This window comes from Microbulbifer maximicatervae (SeqCode), assembly GCF_056231245.1.
In genome coordinates this window covers 4108747-4127087 of sequence record NZ_CP174334.1, presented here as the reverse complement: position 1 = coordinate 4127087, position 18341 = coordinate 4108747, and the positions used below count along the sequence as shown (strand labels likewise).

Below are 18341 nucleotides of genomic sequence, written 5' to 3'. Positions count from 1 at the left end.
TTCCCACTTAAAGTGCCAGTGCCGCTTCCCGGGGGCTGGCAAACCAGCGTAGGGGTTCTGCCTCATCAGGTAGTCTTAAATCGTAGAAATGGGCTTCGCGACCAACTTTGCGAAGCTCTTTTTCTCCCATCATTAAATAGCTCTTAAGATCTAAGTTGCAACGGTTCTCCTGCTCTTGTTGCGTGTCTTTCTCGGTAAATGTCAGCTGAGAAATATCAAGCGATGTCTTCATTTTTTTATCCTGATATCGCCATACGCCGGTGAGTGGGTCAAAACGGTAAAACGGCAACAATCTCCAGCCGTAGTTGGCGACCAGGGCCATTGCCTCCAATAAGTATTCGAAGACCTCCTCGCTGATAAAATAGTTAAAATTGAGTCTTATCCAACCGGGTCTCAGTACCTTGTGACCTTGCAGGATTTGTTCTTCCAGGGATTTACTGTGGGCCATATCGATACCCAATAAAGCGTGCCCATAGGGACCGGCACAGGAGCAGCCTCCGCGAACCTGAATACCAAACAGGTCATTGAGCAATGCCACTACAAAACCGTAGTGAAGGTCCTTATTGTTCCATTTAATTCGCAAGGAGATGATGGATAGTCGCGCAGAGTCAGTATTGCCGAGTATCTCAATGGCCTCCTCCTCCGACCAGCGTTGCAGTGCCCGCTGTAAAAATTGGGTTTCGCGTCGACCAATCTCTTTTGTGCCCACCGTCTGTTGAAGTCTGAAAACCATTCCGGCCCTGATCGACTCGATAATGGCTGGGGTGCCGCCCTCTTCACTGCGCTCGGCGTCTTCCAGATAGCGGTGATCTTCCGGCGTGACATAAAGGACGATACCGCCTCCCGGTGTGGCAGGTACCGAATTTTTCAGCAGATCTTCGTGTACAACCAGAATACCTGGGGTGCCAGGTCCTCCGATGAATTTGTGCGGGGAGATAAACACGGCATCCTTTTGGTAGTGGCTATCCGGCGTTGCTGGCCCTTGCATATTAATTTGCACATAGGGTGCTGCGGCGGCGTAGTCCCAAAATGATAAAGCTCCGTGTTTTTTAAGGAGTGCAGTCACTGCCTCTACATCTGTTTTGATTCCGGTTACGTTAGAGGCCGCAGAAAAACTGCCGATTTTAAATGGTCTATGGGCATGGGCACGCAGTTCTGATTCCAGTACTTCAAGGTCAAGTTTGCCTCTTTGATCCAGTGGAATAGCGATCAAATCGGCAATGCTCTCTCGCCAGGGGAGTTCATTGGAGTGGTGCTCGTATGGGCCGATAAAAATAACCGGGCGATCATGTTCGGGAATTCTACTTAAGAGCTGGTGTTGCCTATCCAGGTCTGCGGGCAGGCGCAAGTTGAGAATATCGATCAATTTGTTGATCGCGGCTGTTGCACCAGAACCACAAAAAATCACTTTATGGTTATCGCTGGCGTTGACTGCCTGACGAATTTCTTCACGGGCCTGCTCCCGTAGCGCGGTGGTATGGGCACCTGCATAAGAACTCTCGCTGTGGGTATTGGCATAGAAGGGCAGTACCTGCTGGCGGATAGTCTCTTCGATAAATGTCAGCGCACGACCGGAAGCTGTGTAATCGGCGTACACCAGAGGACGTTTTCCAAACGGCGTTACGATTGCTTGCAATTCGCCGATTACCGAGTCGCGAATGTGCTTTATCAGGTCTGTCATGATTTCCTTTCCCCTGTTTTGTGGGGCTCACTTTAGTCCCGAATGCTTGAAACAATGTCTCTACTTGTATCTTTTATTGTGTAATTTATGAATGAATGTGCCGATAATAAGATTTAAATCGTAAAGATGTGCCATAAGGCGTCATTTTGTGTGATTGGGCGAGGCGGGGACTGAGTGATGACTGAAGGATTAAGCAAATTGGATAGGGCAATACTAGAGCTGTTGCAGGCTGATGCGACCCTGTCAGTGGGGGACATTGCCGAGCGGGTTGGGATGTCCAAGTCGGCGTGCTGGCGCCGCATTCACCGTCTTGAGAATGAGGGGGTGATTTGCGACAGGGTTACCCTCCTTGATCAGCAAAAACTGAACTTGCCGCTGACGGTCTATATTTCAATTCGTACGAACCAGCACAATGATCAGTGGGCCGCCCGTTTTAGCGAATTGATACAGGGGGTGGCTGAAATTCTTGAGGTCCATCGCATGAGTGGAGATTTGGACTATCTGATCAAAGCGGTAGTCACCGATATGCCTGGCTACGATCGTCTCTATAAGGAACTGATCAAGGCCGACCTGTTTGATGTCAGCTCCAGTTTTGTAATGGAGACGATGAAGCAGACAACCCGTTTACCGCTAAATCATGCATTGTCCAAATAGGGCTGGACTCTAGCCGCGTCGATTACTCCACCAGTGGCGCAAGCGGGTTTCTCCCAGGGCGCTGTCACCCGGGGGGGCCTTAAGACTGTTGCGAATCTCACTCCAGGCGTTGGAGTTCAACCACAGGTTCAGGGCGAGTACCACCAGCATAGTGGTGATAGAGCCGAGCCCCGCCAGCAGCATGTCTTTTTGCGCATCCCAAATATCTCCCTGGGAGCCAAGGAAGGCTGCGCCCAATTCTGGAGAGACAGCTTTTGCCGCTTGCCACTCGATGATTTCGTAGATTGATGAGAGCGCAAAAGTCACGTCTACCGGGAAGAAATAGGCCCAGAATCCATGCAGCTGAGCCAGGCGCACAAGAACCTCTCGCACCGGATAGGCCAGGAGAAGGCCAAAGCTGAAATGCACCAGGCGGTCGTACATATTGCGATCGGAGCCCAGCCATTCCTGCAAGGTGTAGCCAAAAGGAGTTTCGGCATAGGTGTAGTGAGAGCCGATCACATGAAGGCACATGAAGATGGTGATCAATGTATAGGAGATATTCGATAAGGGAAAACTCCGTGCACTGATCAAAATGATCGGTAGAGCGGCAAATACCAGATAGTTCTCCAGCAACCAGTCATCGGGGTGCAGGGGGTTCCAGGCAGACCAGGCCCAGGTAATGGCAAATGTGGTCAATAAGAACAGATGGAACCAGTGTTGGCGAAGGAAAGTCTGCATATGTTTGGCGCCTCTACGTCGGGCTAGAGATTGGCGCCAGGATACACCATTGGAGGGGAATAGGAATTGCGTTGAATTACGGTCCGCTAATGCAATGCCGCGCGGTGTGGGAGTGCGGCAGTAATCGCGGCTTCCTCGTCGAGTAATTCAGATAGCCTCGCTTCCACTTTTTCGCGGGGAAAGTACTCCAGCGCGAGTTCGACAAATAGTTCGTGGTGGCGAGCTTCACTATCGGTGATGACCTGGTAGAAGGTCTTCAGGGGGCCAGCTGGCAGAGCTTCAGCCACCAGTCCAAAGCGCTCACACCCCCGCGCTTCGATAATCGCTGCGGTGAGCAGGCGGTCCATCAAGTATTCATCGGGCCCCCGGCGAATCAGTTGGCGCAGGGTGTTGATATACGGGTCTTTCACATCCGGTGCCTGGTAGATCCCTCGATCATGCATAATCTTGATAACCTGGCGGAAGTGGTTCATTTCTTCCAGTGCCAGATTGATCATGGCTTCCACTAAAACGGGCTTGTCGGGATAGTGAGAGAACATGGATACCGCCATGCCGGAGGCCTTTTTCTCTGCGGCAGCATGGTCTTGCAGGAATCGATCAAAGTCGGCGAGCACCACTTGAGCCCAGGGTTTGGGGGTGTGAAATCGCAGTTCAAACATAGTCGATGGCGGTTAGTGCAAAGCGTCAGTATACCGCCACCGGTTCACTGCTCTAGAGCGTTATTGCTCCGGGGTAGAGTCAGCTGGCAATTCTGCGTTCGCGAACCTCCCGCTCTTGTTGAGTAACAATTCGGGCCTGTTCCAGGGACATGCCGGCCTTTGCGTGAGGGGTGGGCTTGCCATGTGCGTCCAGCGCGACAAAAACAATTTGGTCTACTTGCACAATCAGCTGCTGTGACTGTTTGTTGCGAACCTCACAATGGACTGTGAGAGAGGTTTGGCCGATACCAACCACTTCGAATCCAAACTCCACCACATCACCGCAGCAAGCGGAGCTGACGAAGTCAATTTCCGACATCAGTTTGGTGACCAGCATTGGAGTACCCATCTGGCAGCCGGCAAAGATTGCTGCTTCCTCATCAATCCAGGACAGTAGCTGTCCGCCAAACAGGCGCTGGGCGGGATTGAGGTCTCCGGGTTTCACACAGTGTCGCGAATAGTATTTCACTCTGACCTTCCTAACTTACTACAGGTTGAACAACGCTCGAGCCATCCCTGGCTTGCTGTATGACAGCGAAAAGCTTCCTTCACTGGTGAGACTGCATACAGCGTGCCAAGCCAGAAAAAGCGCAGTTGATGAATTTTCCTGTGGAAATATGTCAATTAGCCCTTTTGTGGCACCGGCTTGGCGCGACATTAATCACTGTAGCCCCTTTTATGTGCAGGAAAGTCAGGAAATATCGATTTCCTGTTTGGGTTTTGAACAGGATATGGCGCTTTGGCCGGGATAGTAGATATTTTGGACGTCATCTATCGATTGTGGGAAATACCGCTATGGGACTCCTCGGCGACAGAGATTAGAATGGCCCACGAACCTGACCCAGGCGTCGCACTCACGACCTTGGGTTGATAGTTCTCCGGAGCGCCACCAGCGTATCTGTAATCAGGTAACAACGATTCCCAAAAGACGAAGGGAGAGACTGTAAGGATGATCATCCAGCCGAAAGTACGCGGTTTTATTTGTACCAATGCCCACCCGCAGGGCTGCGCTGCTAACGTACGCGAGCAGATTGAGTATATTCAGTCCCAGCCAGCGGTTGAAAATGGGCCCAAAAAGGTGCTGGTGATAGGTGCCTCCACAGGCTACGGCCTGGCATCACGAATTACAGCTGCTTTTGGTTGCGGCGCAAGCACCCTTGGTGTGTTCTTCGAGAAGCCGCCTACTGAAAAGCGCACGGCTTCTGCGGGTTATTACAATTCCGCAGCTTTTGAGCAGGAGGCCCACAAAGCGGGGCTTTACGCAAAGAGTATCAATGGCGATGCCTTTTCAGATGAGGTGAAAGCCCAGACTGTAGAGATGATCAAAGAAGACTTAGGTCAGGTTGATCTCGTGGTTTACAGCTTGGCATCCCCGCGTCGCACAGATCCGAAAAGCGGTGAGCTGTATAGCTCTGTCCTCAAGCCCATTAACAAATCTTACACTGCCAAGAATCTGAACACTGACAAGCTGGAGATCTCCGATATTACTTTGGAGCCGGCGAGCGACGAAGAGATCGCAAATACCGTCAAGGTTATGGGTGGTGAAGACTGGGAACTGTGGATGCAGGCCCTCGGTGATGCCGGGGTATTGGCTGATAACTGCAAAACTGTGGCTTATACCTATATCGGTGAAAAGTTGACCTGGCCGATTTATGGTCACGCGACTATCGGTAAAGCTAAAGAAGATCTTGATCGCGCGGCAAAAGCGATCACCGATAACGGTAAGGCTGCGGCTAACGTTGCCGTTTTGAAGGCGCTGGTGACCCAATCCAGCTCTGCAATTCCGGTGATGCCACTCTATATCTCTCTTGCGTACAAAATCATGAAAGAAGAGGGGACTCATGAGGGCTGTATCGAACAGCTATACCGCCTCTACACTGAGGGGCTCTATACCGATACTCCACGTCTCGATGATGTAAACCGTTTACGTATGGACGAGAAAGAACTGCGCCCTGAGACTCAGGCGAAGATCGAAAAGCTCTGGCCAGAGGTAACTGCTGAGAACTTGTTTGACTTGACTGACTTCAAGGGCTATCAGGCGGATTTCCTCAAGTTGTTTGGATTTGGTGTTGATGGCGTTGATTACGATGCTGACACCTCACCCATGGTAGAAACCAAATTCAGCTGATATTTTACGGGACTCCATTTGGGAGTCCCGTTTCTCCTTCCGTAATGCACTCCTACAACTCTTCCTAGCAAAGCTGCATAATCCGGTTTTTCGGTTTTTCGGTTTTTCAGTTTTTCGGTTTATGGGGGCTTTTCAATGGAGTATCGCCAACTCGGCACCACCAACCTTAAGGTCAGCCAGATCTGCCTGGGCACCATGACTTATGGTGAACAAAATAATGAAGCTGAATCCGCTGAGCAGCTCGACTATGCAATATCTCAGGGGGTTAACTTTATTGATTGTGCGGAAATGTATCCTGTACCGCCACGGCCAGAAACTCAGGGCCGAACCGAGGAATATATCGGCAACTGGTTGGCTGCGCGAGGAGGCAGGCACCAGGTTGTTGTCGCAACTAAAGTGGCGGGCCGCAGTGCCGCCAATTCAGGTGTCGGTCATATTCGCTCGGGTCCCCGCCTGAACCGAGAGCAGATTTTGCAGGCTTGTGACGATTCCTTAAAACGTTTGCGCACTGACTATATCGACCTCTACCAGGTCCATTGGCCTGAAAGGCAAACTAATTTCTTCGGGCGCCTGGACTATACCCACGGCAGCGATGATGGTGTGTCTATAGCTGAAACATTGGGCGCACTCGAGGAGTTGGTTGAGCAGGGTAAGGTTCGTCATATCGGTGTTTCCAATGAGACCCCCTGGGGTATGTTTGAGTACCTGCAGCAGTCGATTGCCTACGGGAAGCCAAGGATTGTATCGATTCAAAACCCCTACAGTCTTTTAAACAGGGCTTTTGAAGTTGGCTGCGCTGAAATTGCTATTCGCGAGAGATGTGGCCTATTGGCGTACTCCCCCCTCGCATTTGGGGTTCTTTCGGGCAAGTATCTGGGGGGAAGGAAGCCTGAGGGTGCACGACTTACCCGCTATGATCGCTTTCAGCGCTACGCTGGAGAGCGAACCCTGGCTGCGACCCAGGCCTATGTGGATTTGGCCCGGGAGTTTGGTCTGGACCCTGCGCAGACGGCACTGGCATTCGTGAATCAGCAGCCATTTGTCACTTCAAATATCATTGGCGCCACAACTATCGAGCAATTGCGTTCCAATATTTCCAGCGTTGAAATTACCCTGGACAGTGAGCAATTAGCGGCTATCGAAGCTATACACCAGGGGAATCCCAACCCGGCGCCCTAAATGGGCAGAGTCTGAATTCTATTGATTAAAGCCTGTGATGCCTCTGAAAGCCCCGCAGGAATAATGCGGAATGAATCAGGGGCTGCCCAACTATAATTGGGGTAGTTGCCATGAAAATATGGCTGCCAGAATAGATAGCGGTAATCGTTATGGAAACTACTGGACATCACACACTGAAGGACCTGTTTTCCCAGTTGGGGCTGGCGTCTGAAGATGCACAGATCCATGAATTTCTGGTCACTCACTATTTGCACCGTCACGAGAAGCTTTCCTCCGCCTCCTTTTGGAGCGATGGGCAGCGAGAGTTCCTGGAGAATGCCATCTTGGATGATTCGGATTGGTGTGTCGCAGTGGATGAGTTGGATACCCTGCTAAGGCACTGACCTCCTGTGGCTGTTACGCGCTCCCCGCTCTCTTCGCATAGGGTATACTACGTCGTTTTCAACCGACTTAGGTTGCGCCTCGGCGCCACACCCTGATATAGATCTGATGGAAAAACCCCGATTTCGCGCGGCGCTGCTGCATCCTCGCTACTGGCTGACCTGGCTGCTTTTTGCACTATGGTTTTTGATCGCGCAATTGCCCTATCGCTGGCAGTTGGCCATGGGCCGTGCGTTTGGCCGCCTAATGCTAAGAGTAGCTACCAGCCGGCGCACGATTGCTGAACGCAATCTCGCGCTGTGCTTCCCCGAGCTGGGGGAAGATGAGCGAGATGAACTTCTTAGGCGTAATTTTGAGTCCAGTGGTATCGCTTTGATGGAAACCGGCATGGCCTGGTTTCGCTCTGCAGCGTGGTTACAGAAACGCTTTACCTTTGAAGGGCTGGAAGCCCTGCAGGCCATCCAGGCCCAAGGCCAGGGCGTTCTCCTGATGGCTATGCATTTCACTACCCTGGAAATCGGCGCCGCCATGATGGGGATGAGCATTACTCTCGATGGCATGTATCGGCCGCACAAAAATCCGGTTTATGACTACATGCAGCGCAAAGGGCGAGAGCGCCATACTGAGAATGGCAGTGTTTATCAGCGTAAAGATGTGCGCGGGGTATTGCGAGCCCTGCAGCGCGGGCGTGCGGTCTGGTATGCTCCGGATCAGGATTATGGGATTAAGCAGGGGATCTTTGCTCCTTTCTTCGATGTTCCGGCGGCGACTGTGACGGGAACCTCACGGTTCGCCAGGGTCGGTAAGGCCAAAGTAGTGCCCTATGTGGTGACACGACTGGATGATGGCTCAGGTTACCGTTTGAAGATTTACGATCCTATTGATCAGATCCCTTCGGGAGATGAGCTGCAAGATGCCATTTTGGTGAACCAGTTTATCGAAGCGCGTATTCGCGAGGCCCCAGAACAATACATGTGGGTGCATCGCCGTTTTAAGACCCGTCCTGAAGGGGCAGAAAGCGTGTATCACGGGGTACGCAAAAAGAAAAAGAAACGCAAAAGAGTGGCGAGCTAGTCGCACTGGCGCAGATACCCTGGCCTAAGTAACATACTGAACTGACTCTGGCGGTGGTATTCCGGGTGGAGTGCAAAAAATAAGGAGTGAGGATGTTAACCGGTAGTATGGTGGCCCTGGCCACCCCAATGTACGCAGACGGAAGCCCGGATTGGGACAGCCTGCACAACCTCGTTGAGTGGCATATCGAGCAGGGGACCCGAGCACTGGTTGCGGTGGGGACTACCGGTGAATCTGCAACCTTGGACTTCAATGAGCATATTGAGGTTATTCGACGTGTTGTGGACCAAGTGGCAGGTCGAGTGCCAGTGATTGCTGGAACTGGCGCAAACTCTACTTCTGAAGCGATTGACCTTACAGAGAATGCCGCCCGATGTGGTGCAGATGCCTGCCTGCTGGTTACACCTTATTACAATAAGCCCACCCAAGAAGGCCTCTACCAGCACTATCGTGCGGTGGCCAAGGCTGTCTCCATTCCCCAAATTCTCTACAATGTTCCCGGCCGCACAGCAGTTGACATGTTGCCGGAGACGGTACAGCGCCTGGCGTTGGTCGGCAATATCGTAGGCATCAAGGAAGCCACCGGTGATCTGAAGCGGGCTAAGGTTTTAATAGATACTCTGCCCGAAGGGTTTGCCGTTTACTCTGGCGACGATAGTACCGCGGTTGAACTAATGTTACTGGGTGGTCATGGAAATATTAGTGTAACCGCTAATGTGGCTCCCGCAGCAGTGGCCCAAATGTGTGAAGCGGCGCTGGCCGGTGATGCGGTGACTGCACGGACAATTGACCAGCGAATACAAATATTGCACAAAGTGCTGTTTTTGGAGTCCAATCCGATACCGGTGAAATGGGCTCTCCGGGAGATGGGTCGTGTCGACGGTGGAATACGCCTACCTCTGACAAGTTTATCCCCTGAGCACCACGGAACAGTGCGCGAAGCTCTGCGTAGTGCCGGTGTACTCTAAACCCGCGAACTGAGAATTAACCAGGATAGCTTTAATGAAAAAATTGACCGTTGGAGCCGGGCTCTTTATCTCCAGTATTACGCTGGCAGGGTGCGGTGTGTTCGGCAACGATGGCTATTTCCGCGATCGCAGTAATGATTACCAGCATGCTGATAGCCTGACGCCTCTGCGGATACCTGAAGGTGTTAATACCAAGCACCAGGAGGAACTCTATGAGATCCCTCAGATTGCAGGGGAGCAGCTGGCCCAGGGGGAATTTGAAGTTCCGCGTCCTCAAGCGCTTTCAGTGAATGCGGGTCTGGAGAGAGTAAAGATTCAAAAGCTCGGCGGAGATCGCTGGGTGCTTGTATCCCAGCCTCCTGAAGAGGTGTGGCCCCAGTTGCACCAATTCCTTCGCAGCTCAGGCTTGAGTATAGAAATGTCAGATGCCAATGCGGGTGTGATGGAAACTACCTGGATGGCCTTTAAAGAGAGCCCTGACACCAAAGATAAGTATCGCTTGCAGGTAGAAACCGGTGTGCAACCCGATACGACAGAGATTCACGTACGCCACTTGTCTGTGCCTTCTGCTGCCCCGGTTGGCGGTAGCGTTAATTGGCCGGACCGCTCTTCGAGCCCTGAGCGAGAAGGGTGGATGATTGATGAAATGTCCACGGCTCTGGCGTCAGAAACAGCTGCTGCTACAGCCTCTCTAGTCGCCCAGGCGATTGGTAGCAGCTCTCTTAAAGTCCAGTTGAGGGAACCTGCTGGTCACGAGCCTTATATTGCAATGGGGCTCGAAATGGACCGGGCCTGGGCTACTGTCGCTCATGCTGTGAACTCCGGTGCTTATCGTCTGCACCGTGAAGATTCCGATATTGGACTTCTTTACGTCACCTACGATGAAGATCGTGCACTTGCTTCTGATGAAGAAGATAGCGACGGAGGCTGGTTCTCCTGGGGGAGCAAGAGCGATGAGGATGAGCTGGCAGAGAGCGCTGATCAGGTAAGCCTACAACAGATCTTGGCTGGTATTGATATGACTGAGGGTACTGAACCTGCTCTCTTCAAGGAAATCAAAGGCCTGGGAGTAGGAACCGCTACAAGCGAGGCTTATCCCGGTTATCTGATTGTTATTCGTGGCAATGACGATGAGATTGAAGTGCGCGTGCGCGATACTCGCGGACAGCCGCTTTCAAAGAATGAAGCTTCCCAGCTGCTTCAATCTATCCAGCAGAACCTTATTTAATGGGCCTGCGCTTCGCCTCTTTGGGAAGCGGCAGTAAAGGCAATGGAACAGTGGTCGCCAGTGGCGACCACTTTCTTTTGGTTGACTGCGGTTTTACCATCAAGGAAACCGAGCGTCGTATGGCGCGGCTCGGTATGTCTCCCGCTGATATCTCTGCGATTGTGGTTACCCACGAACACAGTGATCACCTCTCTGGTGTAGGTCCACTTGCGCGCAGATATGGCCTGCCTGTCTACCTGACGCCCGGTACTTTTAAGGCGCGTGATATTGGCAAGTTACCGGAGTTGCACTTAATTGAGGGGCATCAGCCTTTTGTTGTTGCTGATATTGAAATAACCCCGGTCGCGGTTCCTCACGATGCCCGTGAGGCGGCGCAGTTTGTGTTTCGCTGTCGCGGTAGCAGTCTGGGCTTGTTGACGGACTTGGGGACTATCACCCCTCATGTTGAAGCGCACTTTGGTGATTGTGATGCCTTGGTTCTAGAGGCAAATCACGATCCTCTGATGCTCGCTCAAGGACCCTACCCACCTTCGTTGAAGCGACGCGTTGGAGGCGCCTATGGCCACCTGAGTAATCAGCAGGCTGCTGGCTTTCTACAGCGTGTTGGCTATGAACAGCTACAGCACCTGGTTGTAGCCCATATCAGTGAAAAAAATAACAGTCTTGCCCTGGCAAAGGAGGCCCTGGCAGAGGTTACCGAAACAGTGGAGAGCTGTATTTTTGCCTGTCAGCAGGAGGGATTTGACTGGCTTACAGTGGAAAGCCGAAGTTAAGGTCGCTATCTATCCCCAGCTTATATCTGTTTAAATGCGACAAAATTGTTTGTCGTATTTAAACGGGGTGGGCTATGGAAATACTACTGGTTTATTTGTTGGTCGGTGCTGCTGCTGGAACTATTGCCGGACTATTTGGCGTAGGTGGTGGCCTGATCATTGTTCCTGCCTTGGTTTTTGTTTTCACCGCCATGGGGATATCCCCTGAAATCCTCACCCACATGGCTGTGGGCACCTCCCTAGCAACAATCATTGTCACTTCAATCAGTTCAGTGCGCGCTCACAATAAGAAAAGGGCGGTGGACTGGAAGATCTTTGGAATTATGGCTCCAGGCATTTTAATCGGCTCCTGGGCCGGTGGTGCCACTGCTGAGTTACTCCCCGGTGCCTGGCTGCAGCTGCTGATAGGCGTCTTTGCGATCGTGATTGCGGTGAGGATGTGGCTTAGTGGTGCCCGGCACGATCAATTAACGGAGGGGGCCGGCAACTTGCCAAGGTCATCGTTATTGCTATCTGCTGGGGGAGTTATCGGCTGGGTATCGGCGATTTTTGGTATCGGTGGGGGCTCACTAACCGTTCCATTTTTATCCCGTTGCCGGGTGAAGATGCAGCGTGCGGTCGCTACGTCGGCGGCTTGTGGTCTTCCCATTGCGGTTGCGGGTGCGCTGAGCTTTGGTTTCCAGGGCTGGGGCAATCAGCTTCTACCAGAATGGAGTAGTGGCTATGTGTACTGGCCTGCGTTTTTTGGAATCGTTGTCACCAGCACGTTTTTTGCCCGCTTTGGTGCCAATCTCGCCCATCGCCTTTCTCCCAAAATGCTTAAGCATTGCTTTGCCGTTTTGCTGTTTATTATTGGGGTGCGCTTTATCTGGCTGAATGTCGGTCTGTTACAAGGCTTGCTTTAGGCGAGGGAAAATAAAAAAGGCCACTGCATAGCAGTGGCCTTTTTTTGGAATACAGCTAAGTATTAGGCCGTTTTAGTAGAGCCTTCAGCTGTCGCAGTATTCTGGGGTGCTTCTGAGTCAGTTTCCCAGTACTTGGACTTGAGACTGATCAGGGCCAGGATGCTACCCACTCCGATTGTGAACAAGCTGATTTGCAGGAACAGGTTTGGCATCTCAGCAACATTGTTCGGATCAAAGTTACCTGACAGAAGACCGGCAAAGAGGTTGCCGATAGAGTAAGTCAGAACAAAGACACCCATCATCTGGCCAGCAAAGCGGCGAGGAGAAAGTTTACTTACTGCACTCAGGGCCACCGGGCTCAGGCAGAGTTCACCGACAGTGTGCAGGAAGTAAGTAGCTACCAGCCAGTAAGGAGCAACTTTCAGGCCCGCTGCTGCGTATTGAGCGGCAAAGAACATTACCAGGAAGCCACTGGCCATGATGATCAGGCCAAGTGCACATTTCAGCCCATAGGATGGGGTGATCATGCGTTTGCCCAGGTTAATCCACAGCGCGGCAAAGAAGGGGGACAGGGTAATGATAAAGATGGAGTTAAAGCTTTGTAGCCAGGAGGTTGGCATTTCAAAGCTGCCAATCAGGCGATCCGTGTAGTCGCGGCCGAATAGGTTCAGTGAGGAGCCCGCTTGCTCGAAGCCCGACCAGAAAAAGGTAGAGGCTATACAGACTAGGAATAGCGCCCACATTTTCTTTTTCTCTGACCCGCTCAGCTGGCCGCCAAAGTAGATAAAGCCAAAGTAGGCAAGGAAGGTCAGGGTGAAGGCTACAGCTACGTACTTGGCTATTTCTACCGGGTTGATGGTGATAGTGCCATTCATCACCAAGCCGGTAATCACTGCAACACCGACTACAACAGCACCAATTATGCGCCAAGCCAGTTTTGCCTTTTCTGGCGAAAGCGGGTTCTCGGGATTGAGGCTTGCGTCCCCCAGATTGTGGATAGTGCGGCGATACTGGATCAGGCCAATAGCCATCCCCACAGCAGCGGCACCAAAGCCCCAATGCCAACCGACATTTTCACCGAAGTACCCGCAGACGGCATAACCGATGATTGAGCCCATATTGATGCCCATATAATACAGTGCGTATCCACTGTCGCGGCGAACATCATCTGGTTGGTACAGGTGTCCAACTGCTGCACTGATATTGGGCTTGAGGAGGCCTGTGCCGGTAGCAACAAGGATCAAGCCTATAAAAAAGCTCCAACTGGTTGGGATCGCGAGCACAATATGGCCACACATAATGATGATGCCGCCGTACCATATGGTGCGTTGTCCTCCTAGTAGGCGGTCTGCAATCCAGCCACCGGGCAGGCCGAGGAAGTACACGGCGCCAGTGTAGAGCCCATAAATAGCTCCCGCTGCTGCAACGGTAAAGGCCAAGCCCTCTTCCTGAAGGCTGGCTGTCATAAACAGCACAAGCAGGGCTCGCATACCGTAGTAACTCATCCGCTCCCACATCTCAGTGAAGAAAAGTGTCGAGAGCCCTTTGGGGTGGCCAAAAAAGCCGGCGTCATTTTGGTCTGTATTTGACGACATAAGCTGAAATTCCAGTTGTTATAGCTCTAATGCAATATGCTGTTGCATATTAGGAAGGCAGCCTGGCCAGGGAACTGAAATTTCGGTGCCCTTTGGCTAGCCAGGTAATTCATCCGTGTGTCAGAGTACTATTTTTTTCCTGTATTGCTCTTGTTTAAAGAGGTCGGAATCGATCATTGGTTTGGACTGGGTGTTTCCAGCCAGCTCAAAGGTCCAAATGTTTGTAGCGCCTACCTCCTGCGTAACTTGGAAAGTTTACCAGCTGTCTATTTAACAGGCGAACTGTTGTGGGGCATTTTAAGCAAATGGTACCAGGGCACTCTATTTGCCCCTAAATTGGTGATAAATCCTGTTACAGTTCAAAATTTAGGGGGAGAAACGCTGTGAGGGTGCTATTCATAGTCGCTTTGATACTGGCTATTGTTGGTTGTTCCCAGTATCCAATTATCCACACAAAACAAGTAGATACCGACTCTGTTTTGAGTGGACAGGCTGTTTTTAATCGATCTGTTCGAACAAATGAGCTGCCAGACGAGCAGCTTTTAGAACTTGATACGGAAATTCGCTCATATCTAAATACTCTTTCTCCTGGTTCGATACCTGATAACCGTCTTCAGGCATTGACGAACGCGGTGAGTAAAAGGGAGCTGTTCTTTGAGTATGATGCGAATAGTACCCTCTCTGCTAGGGAAGCCTTTTATCAGCAGCGGGGAAACTGCTTAACTTTTACACTGATGATGGTTGCTATGGCTAGGGAGTTAGGGGTTGAGGCCTTCTTTAATGAAGTCGATGTCCCCCCTGTCTGGAGTCAGGAAGAGGCGGAGACTTTTGTTATTTATCGTCACGTGAATATGGTATCTGAGCACCCAAGCGGTCAACGAATTATCGATCTCAATCTCGAAGTTTACGATCCTATTTATCAGCAGAGAACTTTGGACGATATTACGGCATTCGCTCTTTATTACAGTAATAAAGGTGTGGAGTTCCTTCGTGAAGGAGATGAGGAGCAAGCATTTCTATATTTACGTAAAGCCTTGCAATTACGTCCTGAAAGAAGTGATTTCTGGTCTAACATGGGGGCTTTCTATAGTCGTTTTGACCATCTTTATGAGGCTGAGCAAAGCTATCTCCAATCCCTTGTTTTACAGGAGGATAACCTGGTTGCCAGCAGTAACCTAGAGTGGTTATATCGCGGCACGGGACGTGATGAGTTAGCTGGGGTCTATGCTGATAGGGTGAAATTTCACAGGGAACGTAATCCTTACTACCTGTATTACCAAGCTCGCGAATCTTATGAAAACAAAAAATACCAGGATGCAGAAAAACGTCTAAGGCGAGCTATAAAGACTAATGATGATGATCACCGATTTCATTTTTTACTTGGGCTAACGCAATATAACCTTGGTGATTTATTGGCTTCCAGGAATAGTTTTGAGAAAGCATTTTCGCTGGTGAGTAGCTCAGAGGTGAAAAGTGTATATCAGCAAAAGCTGGATCGTTTGTTGAATAGTGATGATTAATTTAAGTCGTTAGTAAAAAGGGTACCTATGGCACCCTTTTTACATTGGTTCTCGGCCTGACTTTAGAACTGGTAGCTAATACCAGCCCAAGCGTAACGACCTTGGTAGTCATAGCTGCTGTTCACGTCATACCAGCTAGAAGTGTACGACGGTTCGCGATCAGCGATGTTATCGATTCCTGCAGTGAGACGCATGTTGTCGTTCACATCCCAGCCTGCCTTTAAGTTCAGATAGGTGTGTGAAGGAACATCAACATATGGACTCTGGCCATCACTCAAATACTGCGCGTCAATACCAAAGTCCCAGTTATCAGCATACCAAGTTGCACTAGCAAGGCCGCGCCATTTCACGTAGACGCCGCTACTGGTACCGACGTAATCCAGGTAGTCAGAAGTGGCTTCAGTCTCGGTATTGTAAATTTCATACTCAAGGAGACGAGTAGCCTGGGCACGCAGAGCGAGTTTACCTGTGTCAAAGTAAAGGTTTTGAACTACGTCGAGGTCAATACCCTTGGTTCTAATTTCACCGATATTGAGCAGAGAGCCTTCCAGATATGTGATCTGGCCACTGTCTCCGCGTTCGATCAGGGCGCAAGCATCGGCAATACCATCGCGGTAGCAGTCGTCCAGAATTTGCTGAAGATCGGCACTATCGATTGCGTTGGTGATTTCAACGTCGTAGTAGTCCACTGTGATGGAGAGATCTTCAGCAAAAGAGGGTGTCCAGACGATACCAGCAGTAAAGGTACGTGCTTCCTCAGCTTCTAGGTCCTCGTTACCCCCAACATTGGTAGCAATTTGAGATCCTGCCTGGGTAAAGCTTGACCCGACTTCACTACAATTAGCGCCTTGCCCGGAAGTATTTGAACTGCTGGTATCACAGGGGTCGAGCAGGTACTCGTAGCTCTGAGAAGTACCGCTGTAGAGCTCGTAAATACCCGGTGCACGGAAAGAGGTTGAATAGCTGGTACGGAAACGGAAGTTTTCAGTTGGGGCGTAGACAATACCCAGTTTCCCTGTGCTCTGGCCACCGAAGGTGTCAAAATCGGAATAGCGCAGGGCGATATCCATAGACAATTCGTCAGCGTATTTTTCACCGGCGAGAATCGGCAGGTTGAACTCGGTGAACAACTCGGTTACTGAGTAGTCGCCAGCAGTAGCGTCTTGCTGGTTACCAAAAGTATCGCCGTTTTGGGTTTCCTCACTAGGGTTAAACTCACCGGATTCTTTGCGGTATTCAATACCGGCTGCGAATCCGAGAGGGCCGCCAGGAAGCTGAACAGCATCAATATCACCGGTTAAACTTGCACCAAAATTAATCAGATCGTACTCATTATCTTCGCGATCTGTGTAGCTGATGTAGTTGGTAACATCATCGCTCATTCCGCCGAGGAAGGATATATCCTCATCAGCGATGCCACTATTTCCGTCGATAACTTCTTGCAGTAGGGTTTTGTTGTAAGAGTTGCCGATGGTGTTTTCGCCCTCGTTGCGGCCATAGCTCAGGAAAGTATCCCAGCCCCAGCCATTCGCCAGATCACCGCGGGCACCGCCCAGAAGGCGGAAGGTTTCCGTTTTTTGTTCATAGTCTCGAGTGCCGCCTGAAACGGGGCGGAGACGAATATCAGAGATGCCATCTTGCCAGCTGTCACCGTGGGTTGCCTCAGGGGCGGAGGGCTCCAACCCGTCAGGGCTGCCCTGCGATTCCCACTCGTCATAGGCGGCTTCATAAGCAGCTAGTTCAATCTGATACTGGTCTTCCGCTTCCTGCCAGGCTTCTTCCAACTGAGCGGCAATTTCATCTGATACGTTATCTGAGGTCAGGTTTAAGCCGTTCCCACTGTACATGGGTTGGGCTGCCAACTGTTGGTTGGTGGTTTTTACGGTATAGGAGCCTTCACCGTATAGTTCTACGGCATCGGTGATTGAGTAGCTGCCGTTAGCGGTCAGGCTGGTACGTTCCATGGAACCGGAGAGCCACATAAATTGACCGATATCGTATGAGGAATAGTCGGTTAGGGTTTCACCATCATCAGCAACACTAAAAGAGCCGTAGTTGGTGAAGATATTGCCGGTGGGCGACATAGAGCTGTAGAGCTCTGCCCAATCGCGATCGTTGTAGGTAATCTCATCACGTTTACTGTGGCTGAGGTTGGCGATAAATTTGCCGCGATCGCTTTCACCGCCAAAGGTGATCGAAATTTCACCATTTTCACCGCCGCCAGCTTCGGTTGCGCCTGCGCGGGCATTGATGCGAACTCCCTCAAAAGAGTCCTTCATTACGATATTAATAACGCCAGCAACCGCATCAGAGCCGTATACCGCTGAGGCACCGTCAGTCAGAACTTCAATGCGGTCAATCATATCCACAGGGATGTTGTTCATATCCACAGCCGAGCTAACGCCAGAACTGGAGGATACAAAGCGGCGACCATTGACCAAAACCAAGGTACGGGCAGAGCCCAGGTTGCGCAATTCAACGAAAGACAAACCGGCACCGCCGTTGTTGTCGTTGGAGTTGATGCCTGTGGTACCCATGGATGGCAGCTGGTTTAGCAGCTCGTCAATGGTGCCAACGCCAGAACGCGCAATGGTTTCTGAGTCAACCAGAGTGATTGGGCCAGTAGTGGACAAAGGGTCACGAGCAATACGTGAACCAGTAACAATTACTTCTTCTACTTCTGCGCCAACATCAGTGGACTCCTGGGCAAAAATGCCAGTGCTGGCGAGGGTGCCAAGAGCAGCGATGGCAATGCTCAGTTTGGTCTTGATCATAATATAACCTTCTTATACTTAAGGTACTTATAGTGCTTTTTATGATATTAATTAAAAGCTGTC

General features: G+C 51.0%; 17 protein-coding genes. 11 read left to right on the top strand and 6 right to left on the bottom strand.

Annotated features, from left to right (window positions below; genetic code table 11):
- Positions 1-7: 7 nt before the first annotated feature.
- A complete protein-coding gene (locus tag ACJJIS_RS18035) occupies positions 8-1681 on the bottom strand; it encodes an aminotransferase class V-fold PLP-dependent enzyme (protein WP_475708757.1) in 1674 nt (557 codons plus the stop codon).
- Between the two features lie 177 nt (positions 1682-1858).
- On the opposite strand from ACJJIS_RS18035, the gene ACJJIS_RS18030 reads away from it, so the two are divergent.
- On the top strand, positions 1859-2335 hold the full coding sequence (locus ACJJIS_RS18030) for an Lrp/AsnC family transcriptional regulator (RefSeq protein ID WP_444914710.1): 477 nt from the start codon (positions 1859-1861) through the stop codon (positions 2333-2335).
- 9 nt (positions 2336-2344) lie between these two features.
- On the opposite strand, the gene ACJJIS_RS18025 is transcribed toward ACJJIS_RS18030, so the two are convergent.
- From ACJJIS_RS18025 to ACJJIS_RS18015, 3 genes are all read right to left on the bottom strand, one after another.
- Positions 2345-3055 carry a DUF2238 domain-containing protein gene (locus ACJJIS_RS18025; RefSeq protein WP_475708756.1) on the bottom strand — a complete coding sequence of 237 codons (711 nt, stop codon included), beginning with the start codon at positions 3053-3055 and terminating at the stop codon, positions 2345-2347.
- A gap of 86 nt (positions 3056-3141) precedes the next feature.
- Entirely contained in the window at positions 3142-3714 is a 573-nt protein-coding gene (locus ACJJIS_RS18020; protein WP_444906364.1) for a tRNA-(ms[2]io[6]A)-hydroxylase, read from the bottom strand.
- Positions 3715-3793: 79 nt separating this feature from the next.
- Positions 3794-4222, bottom strand: a complete 429-nt coding sequence (locus ACJJIS_RS18015; RefSeq protein ID WP_444906363.1) for an acyl-CoA thioesterase — start codon at positions 4220-4222, stop codon at positions 3794-3796.
- Positions 4223-4702: 480 nt separating this feature from the next.
- Between ACJJIS_RS18015 and fabV the strand changes: the two genes are divergently transcribed.
- The 8 genes from fabV (at position 4703) to ACJJIS_RS17975 (ending at position 12389) form a co-directional block, all read left to right on the top strand.
- Positions 4703-5881: an enoyl-ACP reductase FabV gene (gene fabV, locus ACJJIS_RS18010; protein WP_475708755.1), complete on the top strand. Its 1179-nt coding sequence runs from the start codon at positions 4703-4705 to the stop codon at positions 5879-5881.
- Positions 5882-6016: 135 nt separating this feature from the next.
- Entirely contained in the window at positions 6017-7060 is a 1044-nt protein-coding gene (locus ACJJIS_RS18005) for an NADP(H)-dependent aldo-keto reductase (RefSeq protein ID WP_475708754.1), read from the top strand.
- A 149-nt stretch (positions 7061-7209) separates the two neighbouring features.
- Positions 7210-7443: a DUF2789 family protein gene (locus ACJJIS_RS18000; RefSeq protein WP_413664456.1), complete on the top strand. Its 234-nt coding sequence runs from the start codon at positions 7210-7212 to the stop codon at positions 7441-7443.
- Between the two features lie 106 nt (positions 7444-7549).
- Positions 7550-8515 (top strand): LpxL/LpxP family Kdo(2)-lipid IV(A) lauroyl/palmitoleoyl acyltransferase, encoded by a 966-nt coding sequence (lpxL, locus tag ACJJIS_RS17995; RefSeq protein WP_475708753.1) that lies wholly within the window; start codon positions 7550-7552, stop codon positions 8513-8515.
- A gap of 92 nt (positions 8516-8607) precedes the next feature.
- A complete protein-coding gene (dapA, locus tag ACJJIS_RS17990) occupies positions 8608-9483 on the top strand; it encodes a 4-hydroxy-tetrahydrodipicolinate synthase (RefSeq protein WP_444895129.1) in 876 nt (291 codons plus the stop codon).
- A 34-nt stretch (positions 9484-9517) separates the two neighbouring features.
- Positions 9518-10711: an NlpB/DapX family lipoprotein gene (locus ACJJIS_RS17985; protein WP_444895128.1), complete on the top strand. Its 1194-nt coding sequence runs from the start codon at positions 9518-9520 to the stop codon at positions 10709-10711.
- On the top strand, positions 10711-11484 hold the full coding sequence (locus tag ACJJIS_RS17980; RefSeq protein ID WP_444895127.1) for an MBL fold metallo-hydrolase: 774 nt from the start codon (positions 10711-10713) through the stop codon (positions 11482-11484). Before ACJJIS_RS17985 ends, ACJJIS_RS17980 begins: the two co-directional genes overlap by 1 nt.
- Positions 11485-11558: 74 nt before the next feature.
- Entirely contained in the window at positions 11559-12389 is an 831-nt protein-coding gene (locus ACJJIS_RS17975) for a sulfite exporter TauE/SafE family protein (RefSeq protein ID WP_475708752.1), read from the top strand.
- 62 nt (positions 12390-12451) lie between these two features.
- On the opposite strand, the gene ACJJIS_RS17970 is transcribed toward ACJJIS_RS17975, so the two are convergent.
- Entirely contained in the window at positions 12452-13984 is a 1533-nt protein-coding gene (locus tag ACJJIS_RS17970) for a peptide MFS transporter (RefSeq protein ID WP_475708751.1), read from the bottom strand.
- 117 nt (positions 13985-14101) lie between these two features.
- On the opposite strand from ACJJIS_RS17970, the gene ACJJIS_RS17965 reads away from it, so the two are divergent.
- Positions 14102-14371: a hypothetical protein gene (locus ACJJIS_RS17965; protein WP_475708750.1), complete on the top strand. Its 270-nt coding sequence runs from the start codon at positions 14102-14104 to the stop codon at positions 14369-14371.
- A complete protein-coding gene (locus ACJJIS_RS17960; RefSeq protein ID WP_475708749.1) occupies positions 14368-15504 on the top strand; it encodes a tetratricopeptide repeat protein in 1137 nt (378 codons plus the stop codon). Before ACJJIS_RS17965 ends, ACJJIS_RS17960 begins: the two co-directional genes overlap by 4 nt.
- A 62-nt stretch (positions 15505-15566) precedes the next feature.
- Here ACJJIS_RS17960 and ACJJIS_RS17955 read toward each other — a convergent pair whose 3' ends face one another.
- Positions 15567-18278, bottom strand: a complete 2712-nt coding sequence (locus tag ACJJIS_RS17955) for a TonB-dependent receptor plug domain-containing protein (RefSeq protein WP_475708748.1) — start codon at positions 18276-18278, stop codon at positions 15567-15569.
- Positions 18279-18341 lie beyond the last annotated feature (63 nt).